At 72.1% G+C, this 19,797-nt stretch carries 20 protein-coding genes, 1 tRNA gene and 3 pseudogenes; 13 read left to right on the forward strand and 11 right to left on the reverse strand.

Annotated features, from left to right (window positions below; genetic code table 11):
* The first annotated feature begins 5 nt into the window (after positions 1–5).
* The 5 genes from WBK50_RS32610 to WBK50_RS32630 all read left to right on the forward strand — a co-directional run bounded on the left by WBK50_RS32610 (position 6) and on the right by WBK50_RS32630 (position 4,042).
* Positions 6–686 carry a methyltransferase domain-containing protein gene (locus WBK50_RS32610; RefSeq protein WP_341339217.1) on the forward strand — a complete coding sequence of 227 codons (681 nt, stop codon included), beginning with the start codon at positions 6–8 and terminating at the stop codon, positions 684–686.
* 72 nt (positions 687–758) lie between these two features.
* Positions 759–1,973, forward strand: a complete 1,215-nt coding sequence (locus tag WBK50_RS32615; RefSeq protein WP_341339218.1) for a hypothetical protein — start codon at positions 759–761, stop codon at positions 1,971–1,973.
* On the forward strand, positions 1,954–2,247 hold the full coding sequence (locus WBK50_RS32620; protein WP_341339219.1) for a hypothetical protein: 294 nt from the start codon (positions 1,954–1,956) through the stop codon (positions 2,245–2,247). Before WBK50_RS32615 ends, WBK50_RS32620 begins: the two co-directional genes overlap by 20 nt.
* 10 nt (positions 2,248–2,257) lie before the next feature.
* Positions 2,258–2,908 (forward strand): nitroreductase family protein, encoded by a 651-nt coding sequence (locus WBK50_RS32625; RefSeq protein ID WP_341339220.1) that lies wholly within the window; start codon positions 2,258–2,260, stop codon positions 2,906–2,908.
* 150 nt (positions 2,909–3,058) lie between these two features.
* Complete coding sequence (locus WBK50_RS32630) at positions 3,059–4,042, forward strand: hypothetical protein (RefSeq protein ID WP_341339221.1); 984 nt, start codon at positions 3,059–3,061, stop codon at positions 4,040–4,042.
* A 21-nt stretch (positions 4,043–4,063) separates the two neighbouring features.
* Here WBK50_RS32630 and WBK50_RS32635 read toward each other — a convergent pair whose 3' ends face one another.
* Both WBK50_RS32635 and WBK50_RS32640 read right to left on the reverse strand, forming a co-directional pair.
* On the reverse strand, positions 4,064–4,819 hold the full coding sequence (locus WBK50_RS32635; RefSeq protein WP_341339222.1) for a decaprenylphospho-beta-D-erythro-pentofuranosid-2-ulose 2-reductase: 756 nt from the start codon (positions 4,817–4,819) through the stop codon (positions 4,064–4,066).
* Positions 4,819–6,183, reverse strand: coding sequence for an FAD-binding oxidoreductase (locus WBK50_RS32640; RefSeq protein ID WP_341339223.1), 1,365 nt, complete (start codon positions 6,181–6,183; stop codon positions 4,819–4,821). The genes WBK50_RS32635 and WBK50_RS32640 overlap by 1 nt, the downstream gene beginning before the upstream one ends.
* 105 nt (positions 6,184–6,288) lie before the next feature.
* Here WBK50_RS32640 and WBK50_RS32645 point away from each other — a divergent pair, with 105 nt between their 5' ends.
* The 3 genes and pseudogenes from WBK50_RS32645 to WBK50_RS32655 all read left to right on the forward strand — a co-directional run bounded on the left by WBK50_RS32645 (position 6,289) and on the right by WBK50_RS32655 (position 8,664).
* Positions 6,289–8,016 carry a hypothetical protein gene (locus WBK50_RS32645; RefSeq protein WP_341339224.1) on the forward strand — a complete coding sequence of 576 codons (1,728 nt, stop codon included), beginning with the start codon at positions 6,289–6,291 and terminating at the stop codon, positions 8,014–8,016.
* A gap of 128 nt (positions 8,017–8,144) precedes the next feature.
* Positions 8,145–8,189, forward strand: a pseudogene (locus WBK50_RS32650) (hypothetical protein); the annotation flags it as partial.
* 343 nt (positions 8,190–8,532) lie between these two features.
* Entirely contained in the window at positions 8,533–8,664 is a 132-nt protein-coding gene (locus WBK50_RS32655; RefSeq protein ID WP_341339608.1) for a hypothetical protein, read from the forward strand.
* 198 nt (positions 8,665–8,862) lie between these two features.
* Here the strand turns inward: WBK50_RS32655 and WBK50_RS32660 are convergent, their stop codons facing one another.
* From WBK50_RS32660 to WBK50_RS32680, 5 genes and pseudogenes are all read right to left on the reverse strand, one after another.
* Positions 8,863–9,279, reverse strand: a complete 417-nt coding sequence (locus WBK50_RS32660; protein WP_341339225.1) for a GtrA family protein — start codon at positions 9,277–9,279, stop codon at positions 8,863–8,865.
* A 113-nt stretch (positions 9,280–9,392) separates the two neighbouring features.
* Positions 9,393–10,307 (reverse strand): annotated as a pseudogene (glfT1, locus tag WBK50_RS32665) (galactofuranosyltransferase GlfT1); the annotation flags it as partial.
* A gap of 4 nt (positions 10,308–10,311) precedes the next feature.
* A complete protein-coding gene (wzt, locus tag WBK50_RS32670; RefSeq protein WP_341339583.1) occupies positions 10,312–11,091 on the reverse strand; it encodes a galactan export ABC transporter ATP-binding subunit Wzt/RfbE in 780 nt (259 codons plus the stop codon).
* A 34-nt stretch (positions 11,092–11,125) separates the two neighbouring features.
* On the reverse strand, positions 11,126–11,998 hold the full coding sequence (gene wzm, locus WBK50_RS32675) for a galactan export ABC transporter permease subunit Wzm/RfbD (RefSeq protein ID WP_341339226.1): 873 nt from the start codon (positions 11,996–11,998) through the stop codon (positions 11,126–11,128).
* Positions 11,999–12,119: 121 nt separating this feature from the next.
* Entirely contained in the window at positions 12,120–12,596 is a 477-nt protein-coding gene (locus tag WBK50_RS32680) for a bacterial proteasome activator family protein (RefSeq protein WP_341339584.1), read from the reverse strand.
* A 223-nt stretch (positions 12,597–12,819) separates the two neighbouring features.
* Between WBK50_RS32680 and WBK50_RS32685 the strand changes: the two are divergent.
* A pseudogene (locus WBK50_RS32685) lies at positions 12,820–14,029 on the forward strand (aminotransferase class V-fold PLP-dependent enzyme).
* Between the two features lie 27 nt (positions 14,030–14,056).
* On the opposite strand, the gene WBK50_RS32690 reads toward WBK50_RS32685, so the two are convergent.
* Positions 14,057–15,043 (reverse strand): NAD(P)H-quinone oxidoreductase, encoded by a 987-nt coding sequence (locus tag WBK50_RS32690; RefSeq protein ID WP_341339227.1) that lies wholly within the window; start codon positions 15,041–15,043, stop codon positions 14,057–14,059.
* A gap of 55 nt (positions 15,044–15,098) precedes the next feature.
* On the opposite strand from WBK50_RS32690, the gene WBK50_RS32695 reads away from it, so the two are divergent.
* On the forward strand, positions 15,099–15,755 hold the full coding sequence (locus WBK50_RS32695) for a GNAT family N-acetyltransferase (protein ID WP_341339228.1): 657 nt from the start codon (positions 15,099–15,101) through the stop codon (positions 15,753–15,755).
* 62 nt (positions 15,756–15,817) lie between these two features.
* Here WBK50_RS32695 and ypfJ read toward each other — a convergent pair whose 3' ends face one another.
* Entirely contained in the window at positions 15,818–16,768 is a 951-nt protein-coding gene (gene ypfJ / locus WBK50_RS32700; protein ID WP_341339229.1) for a KPN_02809 family neutral zinc metallopeptidase, read from the reverse strand.
* Positions 16,769–16,868: 100 nt separating this feature from the next.
* Here ypfJ and WBK50_RS32705 point away from each other — a divergent pair, with 100 nt between their 5' ends.
* The 3 genes from WBK50_RS32705 (at position 16,869) to WBK50_RS32715 (ending at position 18,245) form a co-directional block, all read left to right on the forward strand.
* Positions 16,869–17,360 (forward strand): MarR family winged helix-turn-helix transcriptional regulator, encoded by a 492-nt coding sequence (locus WBK50_RS32705; protein WP_341339230.1) that lies wholly within the window; start codon positions 16,869–16,871, stop codon positions 17,358–17,360.
* A gap of 10 nt (positions 17,361–17,370) precedes the next feature.
* Positions 17,371–17,458, forward strand: a tRNA-Ser gene (locus tag WBK50_RS32710).
* A 379-nt stretch (positions 17,459–17,837) separates the two neighbouring features.
* On the forward strand, positions 17,838–18,245 hold the full coding sequence (locus WBK50_RS32715; RefSeq protein WP_341339231.1) for a hypothetical protein: 408 nt from the start codon (positions 17,838–17,840) through the stop codon (positions 18,243–18,245).
* Between the two features lie 104 nt (positions 18,246–18,349).
* Here the strand turns inward: WBK50_RS32715 and WBK50_RS32720 are convergent, their stop codons facing one another.
* Complete coding sequence (locus WBK50_RS32720) at positions 18,350–19,555, reverse strand: tyrosine-type recombinase/integrase (protein ID WP_341339232.1); 1,206 nt, start codon at positions 19,553–19,555, stop codon at positions 18,350–18,352.
* The coding region (locus tag WBK50_RS32725) for an excisionase family DNA-binding protein (protein WP_341339233.1) at positions 19,555–19,797 on the reverse strand (243 nt) is incomplete at its 5' end. The genes WBK50_RS32725 and WBK50_RS32720, both read right to left, overlap by 1 nt.

The following is a 19,797-nucleotide window of genomic DNA, read 5'->3' on the forward strand; positions in this document are numbered from 1 at the left end:
CTGCGATGAGCGCCACATCCTCGGGTGAACGCCCCGTGCACGATCCCTCCGGCTCGACGCTGCCCCCCGAGCGTCTCCTGGGCTGGTACGTCCGGTTGATCCGGCACTACGTCGGCCGGGGTCCGTACCTGGACGCCGGCTGTGCGACGGGCGGCTTGATGCGCCGGTTGATCGAGCTCGGCCCGGTGTCCGGGCTGGCCTTCCCCAGCACCGCCGCAGCCGTGGTCCGGGACGAGGCGCCCGGGTGTCCCGTCTACACGTCCGCAGCCGAGCTGCCGACCGAGGCGTTCCGCAGCCTGGCCGCGCTGCACGTCCTGGACCGGATGGACACGGCCGCGGGGGACAAGGCCGTCGCCTGCTGGCGGCGGGTCCTGCGACCCGGCGGGCGCGCCCTGGTCGTCGTCGCGGACTCGACGGGCCGGGCACACCGCCTCACCGGGGACGCCCGGCGCACCGCGCCCTTCCCCCGCCCGCACGAGGAGTGGCGCGAGCTGCTCGCCGGCGCCGGGTTCGTCGTCTGGCACGAGGGCAGCGACGGGCTGTGGAACGGCCCCTACGGCCGGCTCCCGTCGTGGCTCGACGCCCGCGCCGAGGCCCCCGTGGCCTCCCAGCTCTCGTCCGGACGACTGGTGCTCAAGCCGGGAGCGGGGGAGTCCTCGGTGTTCGTGGTGGAGAACCCCGCCTAGGTTCCCGATACGTAACGTGACGAGCATCCACGGGATACACCCGAAAGGGGGGCGCTCGGTACCGTGCCGGGCGTGGATGTCGCCGAACGCTCACCCTCCGGCCGGAGTGGTCCGACGACCGACCCCCGCTTCCTCGCCTCCGAGAGTCCTCCGGCACGCGGGGGCCTCGTCGTCGCCGCCTTCGGCGGGCTGCTGGGGCTGGCGCTGTTCCTGCTCGCGCGCCGGGCCCTGATCGACGACGCGTACATCACGCTGGACTACGCGCGGTCCCTCGCCTTCCACGGACAGTGGGCACTGGAGCCGGGACACCAGGCCAACACGGCCACCTCGCCGCTGAACGTCCTGCTCCTCGCGGGGTTCTCGCTGGTCACCCGGGACCCGGTCATCGCGGCCGGGGTCCTGCTCGTGGTGGCGCTGGGGGTGCTCGGGTGGGCCCTCTCCTCGATCGGCCGGGTGCACGGCCGCCCGCTGCTGCTGCCCGCGCTGGGTGTCGCCGCCGTCGCGGTGTGCCCGCTCCTCGCCTCGACGGTGGGGATGGAGACCTACCTCGCCGTCGCGCTCATCGCCTGTCTCGCCCGGGCCGCCGTGTGCCGACGGCCGGTCGAGGCCGGGGCGGTCGTCGGGCTGCTGGTCCTGACCCGGCCGGACCTCGTCGCGTTCGGGCTCGCGGCGCTGCTGGTCCCGGCGCTGTTCCGGCGGGCGCTCGTCGTCGTCGGGGTGGCGGCCGCCGTCGCACTGCCCTGGTTCGTGACCAGCTGGCTGGTGCTCGGTTCCGCGTTGCCGGACACCGTCCTGCTGAAGGTCGGGGACCACTGGGGCCCCTGGAACTTCGGCAACGGGCTGCTCCTCTACCACGACACCTACCCGGCAGCGGTGCTCCTGTCCGTCCTCGCCGCGGGGGCGGGCGTGCTGGCCGCCGTGGTGACCGTCCTCGTCCGGCTGGTGCGGAGACGGGGCCGAGCTCACGCTCGTCACCGTGTGGGGCGTCGGTGCCGCGCTGCACGCCGGCGTCTACGTCGGCCTCGGCACCGCCCCGTACCACTGGTACTACGGTCCCGCGATCGGCGCCCTGACGATGCTGGCGGTCATGAGCCTCGCCCCGGCGCCCCGACCGGTTCGCGGCCTCGGCATCGCGGCAGGTGCGGCGCTCGTCGTCGTCGCGGGCGGGTTCCTGGTGCGCCACCCGTGGTCCACATCGCCGGTGACGACCAACTGGGCGACCGCCGAGCAGTACGCCGCCGTGGCCGCGGGAGTCCCGGCCGGAACCGTGGTGCTGTCACCCGGTGAACCGGGGACGATCGCCTACTACTGCGACTGCACCGTCGTCGACACGTTCTCCGACCGGGCGCTCGTCGCCAGGGCCCTCGCGGACCGCGTGGCGGCGGGCGGCCCGCTGCAACGCGCGGTCCTGAGGCTCGACTACGCCCGGCTGCGGACGGGCCCGCCGATGACCCCGACGATGCGGCTCGTGTTCTCCGAGCGCGGTCCCGGCGTGGCGACCTCGTCCCCGTGGCGGCCGCCGGGGGTGATCCGCGTGGAACCCGTCCCCGTCGGCGGGTGATGATGCAGTCATGGCAGAGCTGCTCCCGCTGGACCCCGACCAACTGCTCACGACGACCCGTTCGGTGCGCAAACGCCTCGACTACTCGCGCCCGGTGCCGATCGAGGTGATCCGGGAGGCCCTCGAGGTCGCGCTGCAGGCGCCGAGCGGCAGCAACGTGCAGGGCTGGCACTGGATCGTGCTGACGGACCCGGACAAGCGCAAGGCCGTCGCGGACTACTACGCCGAGTCCTTCGACGGGTATCGCCGGTCCGCCGGCTACGCGGGCCGGCAGGCGGGTTACGAGGGCGACCGCGCCGAGACCCAGCAGCGCGTCGCCTCCAGTGCGGAGTACCTCGCCGAGACCATGGCGGAGTGCCCGGTGCTGATCATCGGCGCGATCCAGGCCGGCGAGGAGCTGCCGCGGGGCAACCAGGCCGGCCTCTGGGGCTCGCTCCTCCCCGCCGCCTGGAGCCTGCAGCTCGCCCTGCGCGCCCGGGGCCTGGGCAGCGCCTGGACCACCCTGCACCTCAAGCACGAGAAGGCGATCGCGGAGCTCCTGGGGATGCCGGCGGACGTCCGCCAGGGCGTTCTGCTCCCGGTCGCCTACACGAAGGGCACCGACTTCAAGCTCGCCCCGCGCCAGCCCCTGGACACCGTCCTGCACGTCAATTCTTGGTAGGCCCGTGCGCGTGAAACCTCGCTAGAACGAGGTTTCACGCGCACGACCGCCACTGATCTGCGAGAACAAGTTGTCCAGACCTTGGCTTGGTTGTCCACAGGTCGGGCGGTCATCCCCCCGCCGGGCAGCATCGGCGGAATGGTCCACGGCATGCCTATCCTGTCGTCCCGACAGTCCGCCCCGACCTGGTCGGTCCTCCTGGCGGAGCAGCACGGCGTCGTCTCCCATCAGCAGCTCCGCGCCCACGGGTTCACGGTCGCCCGCATCGCCGCCGAGGTCCGTGCATGTCGCTGGCAACAGGTGCTGCCTCGGGTCTATGCGACCTTCACCGGGCCCCTGCCGCCCGAGGCACTCGTCGTCGCCGCCCTGCTCTACGGAGGCCCGTCGGCGCTGCTCAGCCACCGCACCGCCGCGGAACGCTGGGGTCTCCTCCCGCCCGGGCCGACGCTCCCGGTCGAGATCACCGTGCCCTACGGACGCTCCGCGGTCTCCCAGCTCCCGATCGTGCTGCTCCACCGGTCCCGGGCCCACCGGCATCTGGTGGCGGCGACCCATCCGCCGATGACGAGCAGGGCGGACACCGCGATCGACGTCGCCGTCGCCGAGCCCGACGCCCGGGCGGCCCGCCAGCTGCTGACGGCGGTCCTGGGGACGGGGAGGGTGAGCCCGAACGACGTCCGCCGCAGGCTCCTCGAACGTCCGCCGCTCCGGTACCGGAACGCACTGGACGAGGCGGTGCGCATGGTCTCGGGCGGCGTGCAGTCCGTGCTGGAGGAGCGCTACGCCGTCGACGTCGAACAGGCACACGGCCTGCCGGCCGGACGGCGTCAACAGCCCGTCGTGGTCGACGGCCGGGCCCTGTACGAGGACGTCGTCTACGACGGCGCGGGCGCCCGTCTCACCGTCCGGCTCGACGGCCGGTCGCACCTGCAGGCGGACGTGGCGCTGAAGGACAGGCGTCGGGGCAACGCCGCGGAGCTCGCCGGCCGGGCGAGCCTGGTGTTCGGCTGGTGGGAGGTCACGCCCACCCCCTGCGTGGTCGCGGCCGAGGTGACCACGGTCCTGCTCCGCTCCGGGGCCCACCTCGCCGCCAACACCTGTTCCCGCTGCTCAGGCGGGGTTGTGAGTGCCTAGTGCGGTGACGAGGCTGCGCACTCAAAGGGGGAGGCGGCGGAAGATCGGGCGGGGGACGTGGCGGAGCGCGGACATGACGAAGCGCAGCGGGGCCGGGGCCCAGACGAGCTCCTTCTTCCCGCGGACGGCGTCCACGATCACCTCGGCGACCGCCTCCGGGGTCGTCGACAGCGGAGCCGCCTTGAGGCCCTCGGTCATCTTCGTGTGGACGAACCCGGGGCGGACGACGCTCACCGTCACCCCGAACGGCCGCAGCGCCTCGGTCAGCCCGGTGTAAAACGCGTCCAGCCCGGCCTTGGTGGAGCCGTAGACGAAGTTCGAGCGGCGCGCCCGCTCCCCGGCCACGGACGACAGCGCGACGAGCGAGCCGTGCCCCTGCGCCTTCAGCTTGTCGCCCACGGCCACCCCGACGGACACCGCCGCCGTGTAGTTGACCTGCGCGAGCTCGACGGCGGTCGGCACGTCGGTCCACGATTGCTCGTTGTCCCCGAGCAGCCCGAACGCGACGATCGTGACGTCGACGTCCCCCGCCGCGAACGCCTTCTCGACGACCTCGGGGTGCGTGTCCAGGGCCAGCGCGTCGAAGTCCAGGGTCTCGACGGCGCAGCCACGGCTCTCGAGCCGAACCTTCGCCCCGTCGAGCCTGGCCGACGGGCGGGCGGCGAGGATCACGCGCAGCGGCCGGTCCCCGGCGAACGCCTCGACGGCGGCGAGCCCGATCTCGGACGTGCCACCCAGCAGCAGGATGCTCTGCGGGTTACCCACGGCGTCGATCATCAGATGAGCTCCAGTCGTCGTGCGAGGTCGGACGCGAACACGCCCTCGGGGTCCACGGTGGCGCGGATCTTGCGCCACTCGTCGAGCCGCGGGTAGCCGCGGCGGATGGCCTCCGGCGTCGTCCGGGACTCCTTGGCCAGGTAGTGCCGGCCGCCGGCGTCGAGCACGATCGCGTCGAGCTCCGCGCAGAGCGCGCCCAGCCCGGGCCCGATCGGGATGTCCAGGCACAGCGTCCAGCCCGGCTTCGGGAAGGACAGCGGTGCCCGGTTGCCCTCGCCGAAACGCTTCAGCACGTTCAGCGCGGACACGTGCCCGGCCGCGGTGACCCGCTCCAGCACGGTCCGGATCACGTCGCCCCGCTCCAGCGGGACCACGAACTGGTACTGCAGGAACCCGTGCGGTCCGTACCCTCGGTTCCACTCGCCGATGATGTCCAGCGGGTGCAGGAACTGGGTGATGTTCTGGATCGCGCCCATCCTGGTGGGCGACTTGCGGTACCAGGCCTCGCTGAAGATCTTCCCGGTGAGCTTGTTGAGCAGCCCGGGCGGGAAGACGTCCGGCACGGTCAGCAACTGCGGCGCGTCGAACTTCAGCGGGTCCCTGCGCTGCTTGGACGTCAGGTCCGCGAGCGTCGCGTGGTTCGCCCTGGTCAGGATGCCGCGGCCGAAGTGCTCGCCGGTGGTGACGGCGTCGAACCAGGAGACCGACTCGGCGTATTTCTCGTCGTCCCGGGTCTGGCGGTCCATGAGGTCGGCGAGGTTGTCGATCTGCTCGGTGTCGACCTTGAAGTAGGCGGTCTCGACGTGGTGCAGCTTCAGCACGGCCCGCACGACGACGCCGGTGAGCCCCATGCCGCCGACGGTGGCCCAGAACAGCTCGGACTCCGGGCCGTCCGGCGTCAGCTCGCGGACCGAACCGTCGGCCGTCACCAGCGTCATCGCCTCGACGTGGTTGCCGAAGCTCCCGACGACGTGGTGCGCCTTGCCGTGGATGTCCGCGCCGATCGCGCCGCCGATCGTCACCTGGCGGGTGCCCGGGAGCACCGGCAGCCAGAGCCCGAACGGCAGGGCGCGGCGCATCAGCGTGTCCAGGGAGACCCCGGCGTCGACGACGACCCGGCCCGAGTCCGCGTCGATCGAGTGGACCGCCGTCAGGCCGGTCATGTCGAGGACGGTGCCGCCGGCGTTCTGCGCGGGATCGCCGTAGGAGCGGCCGAGTCCACGGGCGATGATCCCGCGGGGACCCGCGGACGTGATCGCGGCGGCGACCTCCTCCGGGTTCCGCGGCGTGATCACCGTGGCCACGGTGGGGGCGGTGCGGCCCCATCCGTGCAGGGCGCGGGTCTCGCTGGGCAGGCTGGTCATCGCGGCTCAGGCTACCGGGGGACGCGCCGCGACCCGGACGGGCCGTCGGTCCGCCGCAACGACCGCCCGGAACAGCACGAACCCGGCCTGTGCGACGCTGCCCCGGTGTCCGACGCGACCGCCGTCCCCGCGCGGTCCCACCGGGCCGCCCCGGCACCGGCGATCGCGCTCGTGCTCTACCTCGCCGGCTCACTGGCCCTGCACCGCGACGCCCTGGGTCGCTTCGGGAGCGCGACGATCGGGCGCGTCAGCGCGGATCCGGACGGTTTCACCTGGTGGTTGAACTGGCTGCCCTACGCCCTCCGCCACGGGCACAACCCGCTGCTGACGGACTTCCAGCACTACCCGCTGGGCGTGAACGCGATGTGGAACACGTCGGTCCCGGTCCTCGGCCTGCTGCTCGCGCCCGTGACGCTGACGGCCGGTCCCGTCGCCGCGTTCAACACCGGGATGGTGCTCGGCCCGGTGGTCGCCGGGGTGGTGACCGTCGCGGCGTTGCGGCCGTACGTCCACCGCGTATCGCCGCGGATCGTGGCCGGCGCGCTCTACGCGTTCTCCCCGTTCACCCTCGCCCACCTGTCGGCCGGGCACCTCAACCTGGTCTGGCCGGTGTTGCCGCCGGTGCTCCTGTACCTGGCGCACCGGCTTTTCGTCGTTCCGGTGAGAAGGCCTCTCCTGACCGGCGCCCTCACCGGGCTCGCGCTGGCGGTCCAGACGGTCCTCTACACGCAGACGGTCGCCTCCGGCGCCCTGATGCTGCTGGTCACCGCCGCTGTCCTGGCGGCCCGGTATCCGCGCGAGGTCCGGGAGCGGCTGCCCGGCCTGGTCCGGGCGGGCGCGGCCTGCGTCGGCACCTACGCCGTCCTCGCCGCCTATCCGCTCTACCTCGTGCTCGCCGGCCCCGTCCGCCCGCGCGTGCCGATCCGGGTGCCGGAGTACGGCAGTACGGACCTCGCGAACGTCCTCTCGCCGACCTTCCTCAGCGCGTTCCGACCCTTCGGTACCCCGCCGATGGTCGGGAACCTGGGGGAGCAGGGCGGCTACCTCGGCGTCGCGGTGCTCGTGCTGCTGCTCGTCGCGGTCGTGACGGTCCGCGCGACGCGGCTTCCCGCCGTCGTCGGTGTGATCGCGTTCGTCCTGTCGCTCGGCCCGACGCTGCACATCGCCGCCCGCAGCACGGGCGTGACGTTGCCCTGGAAGGCCTTCACCGGGCTGCGGCTGCTCGGTGAGCTCGAGCCGGTGCGGCTCCAGGTGTTCACGACGCTGGCGCTCGCGACCGTCGTCGCCCTGTTCCTGGAGCGGGTACCCGCCTTCCCGCCGCTCCCGCGGGTGCTCGCACTGGTCGTCGCCGCGGCCGCCGTCGTCTCCTGGTATCCCGCCGACGCCCAGCGGACCCAGCCCGCCGGCTCACCGGCCTTCGTCGCCGGGCTCGCGACGCACCTGCGCCCGGGGGACGTCGCCGAGATCCACCCGCGGCCGACGAGCTGGTGGTACGGCGGCGCGGACGCCCTGCGATGGCAGGTCGCCTCCGGGATGGCGTTCCGGATGACCGGCGGCTACTTCATCGGCGCGGACGAGCGGAGCCCGCTGCTGATCGAGTCCCCGCGGAACCGCTACCAGTACGGCGCCAACTGGGCCGGGCTCGGCCTGCCGCCCCTCGACGACGCCTACGCCGCGTCCGCGGCCGCCGACCTGCGGCGATCCGGCGTGACGGTCGTGCTCGTCGTCCCGGAACCCGGCCGGGACACGGCGGAGCTGCTGGCCTGGACGCGGCGCGTGACCGGGGCCGAGGGCGAGCCGCTGGACGGCGCGTGGCTCTTCCGTGTGCACTAGGGACGCCACGATCGTGACCCGCGGCTAACCTGATCCGGGTGAGCGTGCAGCCCCATCCCGGAGACCGTCCGCGGCTCCGGATCTCCGACGCGGACCGTGAGCGCGCCGCCGCGCGCCTGCACGAGGCGATGGGCGAGGGCCGGATCACGATGGCCGAGCTGGAGGACCGGCTCGCGGTCGTCTACGCCGCCCGGTACGCCGCCGATCTCGTGCCCCCGCTCGAGGACCTCCCCGGCGAACCCCTGGAGGTCATGCTCCCGCCGCCACCCCTCTCGACGCCCGTCGGCCCGCCGCTGGTCCTGCGCGGCGGGATGGGGACGCTCCGCCGGACGGGCGCCTGGTCCGTCCCGGCGCGGCTGCGGGTGCAGAGCACGGTCGGCGCGGTCCTGCTCGACTTCTGCGACGCCACGCTGAGCTATCCGGTGATCGAGGTGGAGCTGCGAGCTCGGTGCCGGCGCGGCCCGGCTGCTGGTCCCGGACGACGCGACGGCGGACGTCGACGACCTGGTGTCGGGCATGGGCAGCGTCCGCAGCCGGGTCCCGGTCGTCCCCCTCGCGGGCCGCCCGCACTTCCGGATCTACGGCCGCACCGGCATGGGCTCGGTCCTCGTCCGCCGCCGCTTCCATTTCGCCGGGAGGGCCTTCTAGCGGATCCCGACGAACGCGCTGACCCCCGCCCCGGGCCAGGGACAACCGCCGCCGTTCCGCAGGATGCCGCCGCCCGGGGCCCACGCCGTCGAGTAACCAGAGCACGCCGATGCCCGGCCGGAGGGCACCCGAAGAGCACGTACTTCGTAGCGCAGAGTCGGACGCCGTGAAAGGGCTCGGCGCGGGCGGGAGCCCGGGTCAGGCGCGGAAGACGACCGTCCGCAGCATGACGAAGTTGATCGCGGTGGCGGTGCCCTGGGAGATCACCCAGGCGAGCGAGGCCTTGAACGCGATCTCCGGCAGCAGCGCCAGGGCCAGCGAGTTCACCCCGACGGCGATCGCGAACGTCGTCGCGTAGAGGAGGACGAAGCCGGCGAGCCGGCCGCGGCCGCCGGCACTGTCACCGAAGGTGAACCGCTTGTTGAGGAAGTACGCCGTGGTGGTGCCGCAGATGAAGCTGACGGCGCGGGCGAGCCACGGGGCCGTACCGAAGGACAGGAACAGGTGGTAGATCCCGAAGTCGACGGCGGCGGACACCACCCCGACCGCGACGAACCGGACCAGCTGTGCGACGAGGCCGGGCGCGGCGGTCCCCTCGGATCGGGTGGCGGTCACCCGTGGAGGGTAGCGGCGCTCGCGGCCGGCCCCGGAACCGGCGCGGGGACGCGGTGAGCCGGGGACACGGAGATACCGCGACTCGGTGGCGGGAGTCCCCGACCCGCGTGGAGCTAGGGGGCGCGGTGGAACTGCTCCGCGCGGCCCTGGTTCAGCAGCTTCAGCCAGGTCAGGAACGCCCGCGGGTCCCTCCGGGTCACCAGGAAGTACCAGGCGAACCGCGGGAGCTCGAGCATGCCGATCTTCCGCATCCCCGGTTGGCTCATCAGGTAGCCGCGGTTGCGGTAGGTGTAGTAGCGCTTCGTCGCGTCACCCGGGTCCTGCGCGTGCAGCCGGCCGCCGAGCATCGGTTTGAACTCGTCCGAGCCGTACGGGTGCAGGTACGTGGCGTGCAGCGCGGTACCGAACGGCAGCCCGGAGCGGACCAGGCGGCGGTGCATCTCCACCTCGTCGCCCCGGACGAACAGGCGCAGGTCCGGCACGCCGATGACGTCGAGCGTCGAGGCCCGGAACAGGGCGCCGTTGAAGAACGAGGCGATGCCCGGGAGCAGCTCCGCGTCCCCCTCGCCGTCGGCGGCCAACAGGGCGGTGCGGGTGCGGTGCCAGGTCAGCCCGCGGCGCAGCGGGAACGCGAGGCGGTCCGGCTCCGCGAGGTCCGCGACGACGGGCGAGACGGCCGCGAGCCCGCGCCGTTCCGCGAGGTCGAGGCAGGTGGCCAGCGCGTCCTCGCCGCCTGCGTGCCCGTCGTCGTCGCCCAGCCAGACCCAGTCCGCGCCCATCGCGAGCGCCTGGAGGATGCCGAGCGCGAACCCGCCCGCGCCGCCCAGGTTCCGCCAGGACGGGAGCCAGGTGGCGGGCAGCCCACAGGCCTCGACGACGTCGCGCGCAGGCTGGTCCGGCCCGTTGTCCACGACGATCAGGTGCGCAATCGGATGCGTCTGCTTCGCCATCGCGGCGAGGGAGTCCACGAGCATGGCACTGCGATGCCGGGTGACGACGACCGCGACGACGGACCCCGGGGCAGCTGGTCCGTCACCGGGCGGCGTCCCGGCGCGCGAAGTGCTCGGCCAGCACGTCCCGGCCCTTGTAGTGGTGCAGGACCTCGCGCAGCGGGCCGTACTCCTTGATCGTGCCGTGCTCCATCCAGATCGCGGTGTCGCACAGGTCCGCGAGGAACTCGTCGGAGTGGGAGGCGAACACCAGGATCCCGGAGCGCTCGACGAGCTCGTCGAGCCGGTCCCGCGCCTTGGCCAGGAACTCCGAGTCCACCGCGCCGATGCCCTCGTCGAGCAGCAGGATCTCGGGATCGATGCTGGTCACGACGCCGAGCGCGAGCCGGACCCGCATACCGGTGGAGTACGTCCGCAGCGGCATCTCGAGGTAGTCGCCGAGCTCGGTGAACGCGGCGATGTCGTCGATCCGGGTCGCCATCTGCTTCTTCGTCATCCCGAGGAAGAGGCCGCGGATCAGGATGTTGTCCAGCCCGGAGATCTCCGGGTCCATCCCGACGGCGAGGTCGAAGACCGGCGCGACCTTCCCGCGCACGGCCGCCCGGCCGCGGGTGGGCTCGTAGATGCCGGACATCAGGCGCAGCAGCGTGGTCTTGCCGGCGCCGTTGTGCCCGACGAGCGCGACGCGGTCCCCCTTGCGCAGGGAGACGGTGACGTCCCGCAGCGCCTCGATGATCGGCACCTTGCTCTCGGTGCCGATCCGTCCGCCCGCGCGGCCGAGGACGGACTTCTTCAGCGAACGCGTCTTCGCGTCGAAGATCGGGAAGTCGACGCACGCGGCGTCGAGGTCGATGCTCGGCACCGGTGCGGGGCCAGGAGAGTTCACGGACACGTCCTCAGACCCAGTAGGCGACGCGGGCGCGGTAGTTGCGCAGGCAGAGCATGCCGACGACCCAGCCGACGACGGTGATGACACCGACGACGGCCCAGAACCGCCAGATCGTCGGTTCGCCCAGCAGCGGGCGGCGCAGGATCTCGACGAAGTGGAACACCGGGTTCAGCTCGACCAGCCGGGCCCGTTCGGCGACGGCGGCGTTCGCGCTGAGGATGTCCACGGACCAGACGATGGGGGTCATGTAGAACACCAGCTGCACGACGCTCGCGATGATCGGCGGGATGTCCCGGAACCGCGTCGCGAGGATGCCGGAGAGGATCGCGATCCAGCCGCCGTTGAGCATCAGCAGCAGGAACGCCGGGATCGCCAGCAGCAGCGACCAGCCCAGCGGGTGCGGGAACACGATCATCAGTACGATCCAGATGACCAGGTTGTGCAGGAAGAACAGCGTCTGCCGCCACACGAGCCGGTAGACGTGCAGGCTCAGCGGGGCCGGCAGAAACTTGATCAGGCCTTCGTTGGCGATGAAGACCTCGCTGCCCTCGAGGGTGCAGCCGCTGACGAAGTTCCAGATCAGCAGGCCCACCGCGACGTGCGGCAGGAAGGTCGCGATGGGGAGCCCGAAGAGCACCGAGTACAGCAGCCCCAGACCGAGCGCGATGACGCCCATGCTGATGCTGATCCACAGCGGCCCGAGGACGGAGCGGCGGTAGCGCTGCTTGATGTCCTGCCAGCCCAGGTGCCCCCAGAGCGCGCGCTGCTTCCAGCCCTGGGACAGATCCCCGAACGCCCGCGACCAGCTGCGTGAACCCGGGGCATCGGCGATGACCGGGCGCACACGCCCGGTGCTGCTGTCGTCGACGGTCACGGCCACCCGGTGAGGGTACCCACGGCCGGGGGAAGGACTTTGCGCCGGGCCGCGACCGGTCGGCCGAGGCGTGGCGCCGCCACCCCCACAGCCGACGCGACCGCGTTTCTCATGCGGAAGAGGCAGATCAGAGGTACTGGCCGGTGCCGCGGCCCGTGCCCTCGGGCACCTGCCCCGGCTGCCCACCGAGGCCGGGCGGGAGCCCCTTGCGCATCTGCTCGAGCTGGGCGCGCGCCGCCATCTGCTGCGCGAAGAGCGCGGTCTGGATGCCGTGGAACAGGCCCTCGAGCCAGCCGACGAGCTGGGCCTGCGCGATCCGCAACTCACCCTCGGACGGGACGCTGTCTTCGGTGAAGGGCAGGGTGAGCCGGTCCAGCTCCTCGCGCAGCTCCGGCGCGAGGCCCTCCTCCAGCTCCTTGATCGAGTTCTGGTGGATCTCCTTGAGCCGGGCGCGGGAGGCCTCGTCCAGCGGAGCGGCGCGGACCTCCTCCAGCAGCTGCTTGATCATCGTGCCGATGCGCATGACCTTCGCGGGCTGCTCGACCATGCCGCCGACCCCCTGGTCCTCGCCCTGGTTCTCGGCCCCCTGGGGCACGCGCGCCATACCCACCGGCCGGCCGTCCGGCCCGATGACCATGACCTGCTGCTCCTGGCCGTCTCCGGTGCTGTCGTCTCCTGGTGCGGTCATGCGCCCATTCTGGCCCCGGGCGGCGGCGCGCGCGGATCGGCCGGGCCCTGCCGGCGACGCCAGGCGACGCCGGGCGCGCCGTTCGCGCCGGTCGGCGCTCTGCGGCACCCGCGGAACGGGCCCTCGCTAGCGTGTCGCCATGGTCTTCGACGTCGCCCGGGTGCGCGGGCTGGTCCCCGCCGTGGGCGACGGCTGGATCCAGCTCGACACCGGCGCGGGCATGCCGATGCCCGAGCCCGTCGCGTCGGCGACGATCGCCGCGCTGCGCGCCCCGGTCGGGACGCCCGGCGGCGGGTCCCCCGCCTCCCAGGCGGTCACCCGGATCGAGTGGGCGGCGCGCGAGGCCGTCGCGGACCTGGTGGGCGCGGACCCGCGGGGGGTCGTGCTCGGTCCGGGCCCGGCGTCGCTGCTCCTGCGGCTGGCCGGTGCCGTCTCCGAGACCTGGCTGCTCGGCGACGAGATCGTGCTGACCAGCCTGGACGAGCCGGCCAACGTCGTCCCGTGGGAGCGGCACGCGCTCCGCACCGGGACGTCCGTGCGCCGTGCGGAGATCGACATCGAGACCGGCGAGCTTCCCGGACTGGCAGTTCGACCGGCTGATCACCCGGGCCACCCGGGTCGTCGCGCTGACGGCCGCCTCGCCCCGCCTGGGCACCCGCCCGGACGTGGCCGCGGTGGCGGACCGGATCGAGGGCGTGCGCGGGAGGCCCCCGCTGCTCGTCGTCGACGCGAGCGCCGCGGCCCCGTACGTCCCGCTGGACATCGACGAGCTCGGCGCGGACGTCCTGATCCTCGACGCCGGCGCGTGGGGCGGCCCGCGGGTCGGCGCCCTGGTCGTCGCCGACCCGGCGCTGCTGGACCGCCTGCCGGCCCGCGCGCTCGACCGGGCAGCCCGCGGTGCCGCCCGGCTGGAGCTCGGCCCGCACCCGTATCCGCTGCTCGCGGCCCTGACCGAGTCCGTCGAGCACCTCGCCTCGCTGGACGACGCCGCTACCGGCACGCGCCGCGAGCGGATCGTCGCGTCCATGACCGCGCTCGAGAAGCACCACGCCCGGCTGTTCGCGATCCTGCTCGGCGAGCTGGACCGCCGTACCTCGGTCCAGGTGCTGGGGGCGCCCACGGACCGGATCCCGACGCTCGCGTTCACCCATCCCGCGATGAAGGCGCCCGAGGTCGTCGAGCGGCTCGCGGAAGCGGGGATCTGCGCCCTCGCCGATCCGGGCGACGACGGCGCCCTCGAACGGCTGGGTGCGGCCGAGGTGGGTGGCGCGGTCCGGGTCGCGCTGACCCACACCACGAACGCCCAGGAGCTGCAGGCCCTGGTCCGGGCGCTGAGCGCGCTGGACTGAGCTACCTGGTCACCGGGCCACTCGTGGCTACTCGTTCACGAGCAACAGCTTGCCGACGACGCCGCCCGCGTCGAGCATCCGGTGCGCCTCCGCCGCGTCCCGCAGCGGGAACCTCGCGTGCACGATCGGCTTCACCCGGCCGTCCGCGAACATCGGCCAGATCTCCTCGCGCACCCCGGCCACCACCGCCGCCTTGCTGTTCGGGCCCTCGACCGGCCGTCCGCGCAACCCCATCGCCGTCACGCTCGCGCGCTTGCTGAGCAGCACGCCGAGGTTGAGCTCGGCCTTCACCCCGCCCTGCATGCCGATCACCATCAGCCGGCCGTCGCTCGCGAGCGCCGCGACGTTGTTCGGCAGGCCCTTGGCGCCCATGTTGTCCAGGATGACGTCCGCGCCGTGCCCGTCGGTCGCCTTCTCGAGCTGCTCGGCGATGTCGTCGTGGTAGTCGATCGCGATGTCCGCGCCGAGGTCCAGGCACGCCTGCAGGCGCTCGGGGCTGCCGGCCGTCGCCGCCACACGTGCGCCGAGGGCCTTCGCGACCTGGACCGCGTGCGTCCCGATCCCGCTGCTGCCGCCCTGGACCAGGAACGTCTCGCCGGCCTTCAGCGCCGCGTGCGAGACGACGTTCGACCAGACGGTGCACGCGACCTCCGGCAGGCTCCCCGCGGTCACGAGGTCGACGCCGTCGGGCACGGGCAGGACCTGCACCGCGGGGACCTTCACCTTGGTCGCGTACCCGCCGCCGGCGAGCAGCGCGCACACCTCGTCGCCCACCCGCCAGGTCTCCACACCCTCCCCGACCTCGGCGATCCGCCCGGAGCACTCGAGCCCGAGGATCTCCGAAGCCCCGGGGGGCGGCGGGTAGTTGCCCTGCCGCTGGAGGAGATCGGCGCGGTTGACGGCGGTGGCGGCGACGTCGATGACGACCTCACCGGGCCCCGCCTCCGGGTCCGGGACCTCGGTCCACTCCATGTTCTCCGGGCCGCCGAACTCTTTCAGGGTGATCGCGTACATGGGCACGGACGCTATTCCGTCGTGTCCGGGCACGCAGTCCGGCACCCTTGCTCCCATGGATCACCCGGAGCAGTGGCCGCAGCAGCACCTGGTTCTGCGTACTCCCCGGTTGGAGTTGCGCCCCGACGACGACGCGGGCCTCCTCGAGCTCGTCGACGAGGCGTACCGGGGGATCCACCCGCCCGAGCGGATGCCGTTCCTGGTGCCCTGGACGGACGCCGACCCGCGGTACCTCGGCCGCGGGATCCTGCAGTACCACTGGTCGGAGCGGGCGAAGCTGGCACCGGAGAGCTGGAGCCTGCACCTCCTCGTGCGCCTGGACGGCCAGGTGATCGGCACCCAGGGCATGACCGGGTTGGACTTCGGCGTCACCCGGGAGGTGGACACGGGTTCGTGGATCGGGCAGCGCCACCAGGGCCGGGGCATCGGCACCGAGATGCGCGCGGCCGTCCTGATGTACGCCTTCGACCACCTCGGCGCCGAGCACGCCCGCTCGGACGCCTTCTCGGACAACCCCGCGTCCCGCCGGGTGTCGGAGAAGCTCGGCTACCACGAGGACGGCCTGCGCCGCCTCGCCGTCCGCGGCACGCTCGCCGAGAACCTCCGGCTCCGCCTACCCCGCGAGGACTTCGTCCGCCCGGACTGGAAGCTGCAGGTCGAGGGCCACTCGTCGGCCCTCGCCGACCTCCTGGGCGCCCCTGTGCGTGCCTAGCCTCGCTCTAACAGGAATCGCCACGCACGACCCCGGTTGACCTGCGGCGAAGCAGGGATCGCTCAGCCCAGGTTGTTCGTGCCGAACGTGTCGCAGCGGGCCGGGTCGCCCGTCCGGAATCCCGTGGTGAACCACTTCTCGCGCTGTGCCGACGTGCCGTGGGTGAACTGGCTCTTGTCGACCCTGCCGCCGCCGAGGTTGCTCTGGATGTAGTCGTCGCCGATCCGCTCCGCGGTGTCCAGCGCGGCGTTGACGTCGTCCTGCGTGACGTCGGTGATCAGTGGCCGGCCGCTCGCCGTCGGGGTGGTCGTCGCGTGGTTGCCCCAGACGCCGGCGTAGCAGTCGGCCTGCAGCTCCAGGCGGACCGAGCCGGACGTGGGCCCGCTGTCGCCCGCGCGCACCCGGCTGTTCGTGCCGAGCAGGTTCTGGATGTGGTGGCCGTACTCGTGCGCGAGGACGTAGGCGCGTGCGAAGGGGCCGCCCCGCGCGCCGAACCGGGTCTCGAGCTCCTTGAAGAAGCTGAGGTCGATGTAGATCTCGGAGTCCCCGGGGCAGTAGAAGGGGCCGACGTCGGAGGTGGCGCTGCCGCAGCCACCCGTGCTCACCGAGCCTTCGAAGAAGTTGGTGCGCGGCGGGGTGTAGGTCTGGCCGGACCGGGCGAAGGTGTCCGACCAGTAGCCGTCGAGGGAGTTGACGACGGCGGTGACCTCGCACTCGAGGCTGGTGTTCGCGTCGGCGCCGGTGCGACAGGTCTCCGCGATCGCGGTGTTGTCCGCCGTCTGGCCCTGCTGCAGTCCCGACAGCCCGCCGGGGAGGGCGAAGCCGCCACCGGTCCCGGTGCCCCCTCCGCCGCCGAGTGCGGAGACGACGAAGAAGAGGATCAGCCCGACGATGCCCAGACCGCCGCCACCCACTGCGACACGGCCGCCGAGGCCGCCGCCACCCCCGCCGCCGGAGCCGCGCAGGTCGTCGATGCGGGACGTGTCGAGGTCCGCGTTCTCGTCGAACCGCATGGCCTGCTCCCTCCGTGCCGCCGGCCTCGTGCCCGGCGAGCCGAATCCCACCACAGATCGACTGGAGCGGTCGAACGCACCACCCCGCTACGCTCCGGGTATGACCGCGAACGTGCCGTCGCCGCAATGGCTCGACGACGAAGAGATGCGGTTCTGGCGTGCCTGGATCATCTCGTCGACCCTGATGGACGCGCGGCTGAACCGCGACCTGCAGGAGGCCCACAACCTCTCGCACACGGACTACGGCGTCCTCGTCGTCCTGTCCGAGCAGCCCGAGCGCCGGATGCGGATGAGCACGCTGGCGGACTTCCTCGCCCTGTCCAAGTCCCGGCTCTCCCACCAGGTGTCCCGGCTGGAGAAGGCCGGCCTCGTGATGCGGCACGACGACACCTCCGACGGCCGGGGCATCTTCGCCTGCCTCACCGAGGCGGGGTTCGCGCTCCTGCAGAAGGCCGCGCCCGTCCACGTCTCCGGGGTGCGCCGCTACATGGTGGACCTGCTGAGCCCCGAGGAACGCGAGCAGGCCGCCACCTTCATGGAGCGGGTCATCGACGAGCTGCGCGCGGACGGGCCGGGGGATCCGGGGCGCTAGGCTGCGCGACGGAAGCGTGGCAGAGCGGCCGAATGCACTCGCCTTGAAAGCGAGAGTCCCGAAAGGGTCCGGGGGTTCGAATCCCTCCGCTTCCGCCAGGTCAGAGGCTTGATCGCTGATTCTCCTTTCGCCCGTTACGGAGCGCTGACAGCAACCGGTGACAGCAACCTCGCTGAGGAGTGCTCGGCGCTGCCCACGTCTGGCTCCCTCAAGACTCGCCACGTATACGCGGTCCGGGCTGGCATGCGGCGTCATCTCGCGACCCAGCGCTGCCTTCGCGTAGGAGCTGGGTCGTCCTTGTAGGCGCTTGGTCGTCGTCGCCGCCGACGATCTGGACTCTGTCGTCGCGCCCCGGTCCTGATCTACGCGTGAGGAGTTGCGGACGAGAGGAGCGCGAGGAGAATATCGAGCTTGACAGAGAACTCTGAGCAGATCATAGTTCTCAACATGCTGAATATGCTCACCACGGAGGCTGAGATGCCCAAGATCGACATTGATAGCGACACCGATGCGAAGCTGACCTTCGCCAGCGCTGTCGCTGGGGTCTCCAAGACCGAGATCATCGCGAGGCTCGTCGCTCAGGCGACTCCGAAGATGTTCGCGACTCCGCCGCCCTCGGGCGGCAGTAGCCCGGAGTCCGCGCCGGACGGGCACGTCTACGTCTATGGCGACTACGAGGGGCACCGGACCCGCGGGACGTTCAACCTGACCACTCACCGGGTCGATGTGATGGACGGACCGCTCTCCGGAAAGTCCTTCAAGACCCCGAGTGCTGCCGCTTCTGCGGTGGTCGCCAGCTTGAACCCTGCAGTCTCGCCCAACCGCAACGGCTGGGGCTTCTGGCGGATCGAGTCGTCGGGCGAGATCCTCCAGACGATCCGGTAGGCGGATGCCTGGGGTTGCTGTCTGATGGTCAAGAGGACGCAGCGGGCGGACACCTGCCGACAGCAACCCCTAGGCACGCCGGCCGAAGAGGACAGGTTGCACCTCTAGTAGACCCGGCTCGTGGTTGTCGGCGATCTCGGCGGTCCGCTCAGAGTCGCGCCGAGTTGGGACAAGGCGCGAGCTTTCTCACTCAGGTTGCCATGCGCGTAGACGGTCATCGTGACCTTAATGTCGCTGTGTCCGGCGATCTCCCGAACGACGTGCGGGGGCACACCCAACGCCAGGAGCAGGGACACTGCAGTGTGGCGGAGGTCGTGGAAGCGCAGCGTTCCCAGGCCCGCGGCGTCACGGAGATTCCGCCAGTACTTCCCCAGCGTGTAGGGCGACAGGGCCGCGCCATGGCGGGCGGTGAAGACGAACCCGGTGTCCTCCCAGGCCTCGCCCGCCGCGAGCCTCTCGTCGTCCTGACGCTTCTGGTGATCGCGCAGCGCGGTGACGACCACCTCGGGCAGCGGAATCACCCGGCGCGAGGCCCTGGTCTTCGGCGGCAGGAGGACCGCACGGCCCTGGACCCAGCTCAGCGACTGGCGGACCACGAGCCGGTGGCCATCGAGGTCGACAGCGTCCCAGACCAGCCCGAGCAACTCGCCCCGCCGCATGCCGAGCACGATCGCGCAAAGGTAGAGCGTGAACAGCCGGTCGTCGGCGATGTGCTTGAGCAGCGCGCGGGCGGCGATCGGGTCGAGACCGGCGCCGACGTCGTACTCGGGGTTCGACATCTTGACCAGTTTCGCCGCGTTGCGGCTGACCAGCTCTTCGCGGACGGCGTTGGAAAGCGCGTTCCGCAGGACCGCGTGGGCGAACTGGACCATGCGGTGTGAGAGCTTGCGAGGTCCTCCGCCGCGTCCCGAGGTCTCCTTGTCCCGCAGCACACTGAGCAGGTGCCGGACCTCCGCCGGGCCGACCTCGTCGAGCTTCTTCTTGCCGAGCACGGGCTTGATGTGGACGCGCACCATGGTCTCGTAGCCGGCGTACGTCGTCGGCCGCCGCTCCGGCTTTACGACCTGCTCAAGCCAGTAGTCGAGGTACTCGCCGAGCGTCTGCCGCTTGAGCGGGCGTCGCACCCCGGCCTTCGTGTCGCGGAACAGCTCATCAAGCGCATCACGGGCCTCTCGACGGGTATTGCCGTAGACGGAGCGACGGCGGCGACCACCACCAGCGACCGGTACGAAGGCCGACCCGACGTAGCGACCATCAGCGCGCTTGTAGATCGACCCCTCGCCGTTCGCACGCTTCTTTCCGGCGGCCATCAGCTCGCCTCTCGTTCGAGCTGGACGAGGCGCATGGCGTACTCGTGTACGGCGTCGACCGGGATGCGGCGCAGATTGCCGATCTTCACCGAGGTGATCTCGCGCGCCGCGAGAAGCGTGAACACTCGGGTTCGGCCGATCTGTAGGGCTTCGGCGACCTCCTCGACGGTGAGGAACACGCGGGCGATGGCCGGGCTGTCCTGCTGACTCATGCCGTCCCCCTCGTGGTGCTGCGCTGCTCT

This window comes from Pseudonocardia sp. T1-2H (genome assembly GCF_038039215.1).
Taxonomy (GTDB): domain Bacteria; phylum Actinomycetota; class Actinomycetes; order Mycobacteriales; family Pseudonocardiaceae; genus Pseudonocardia.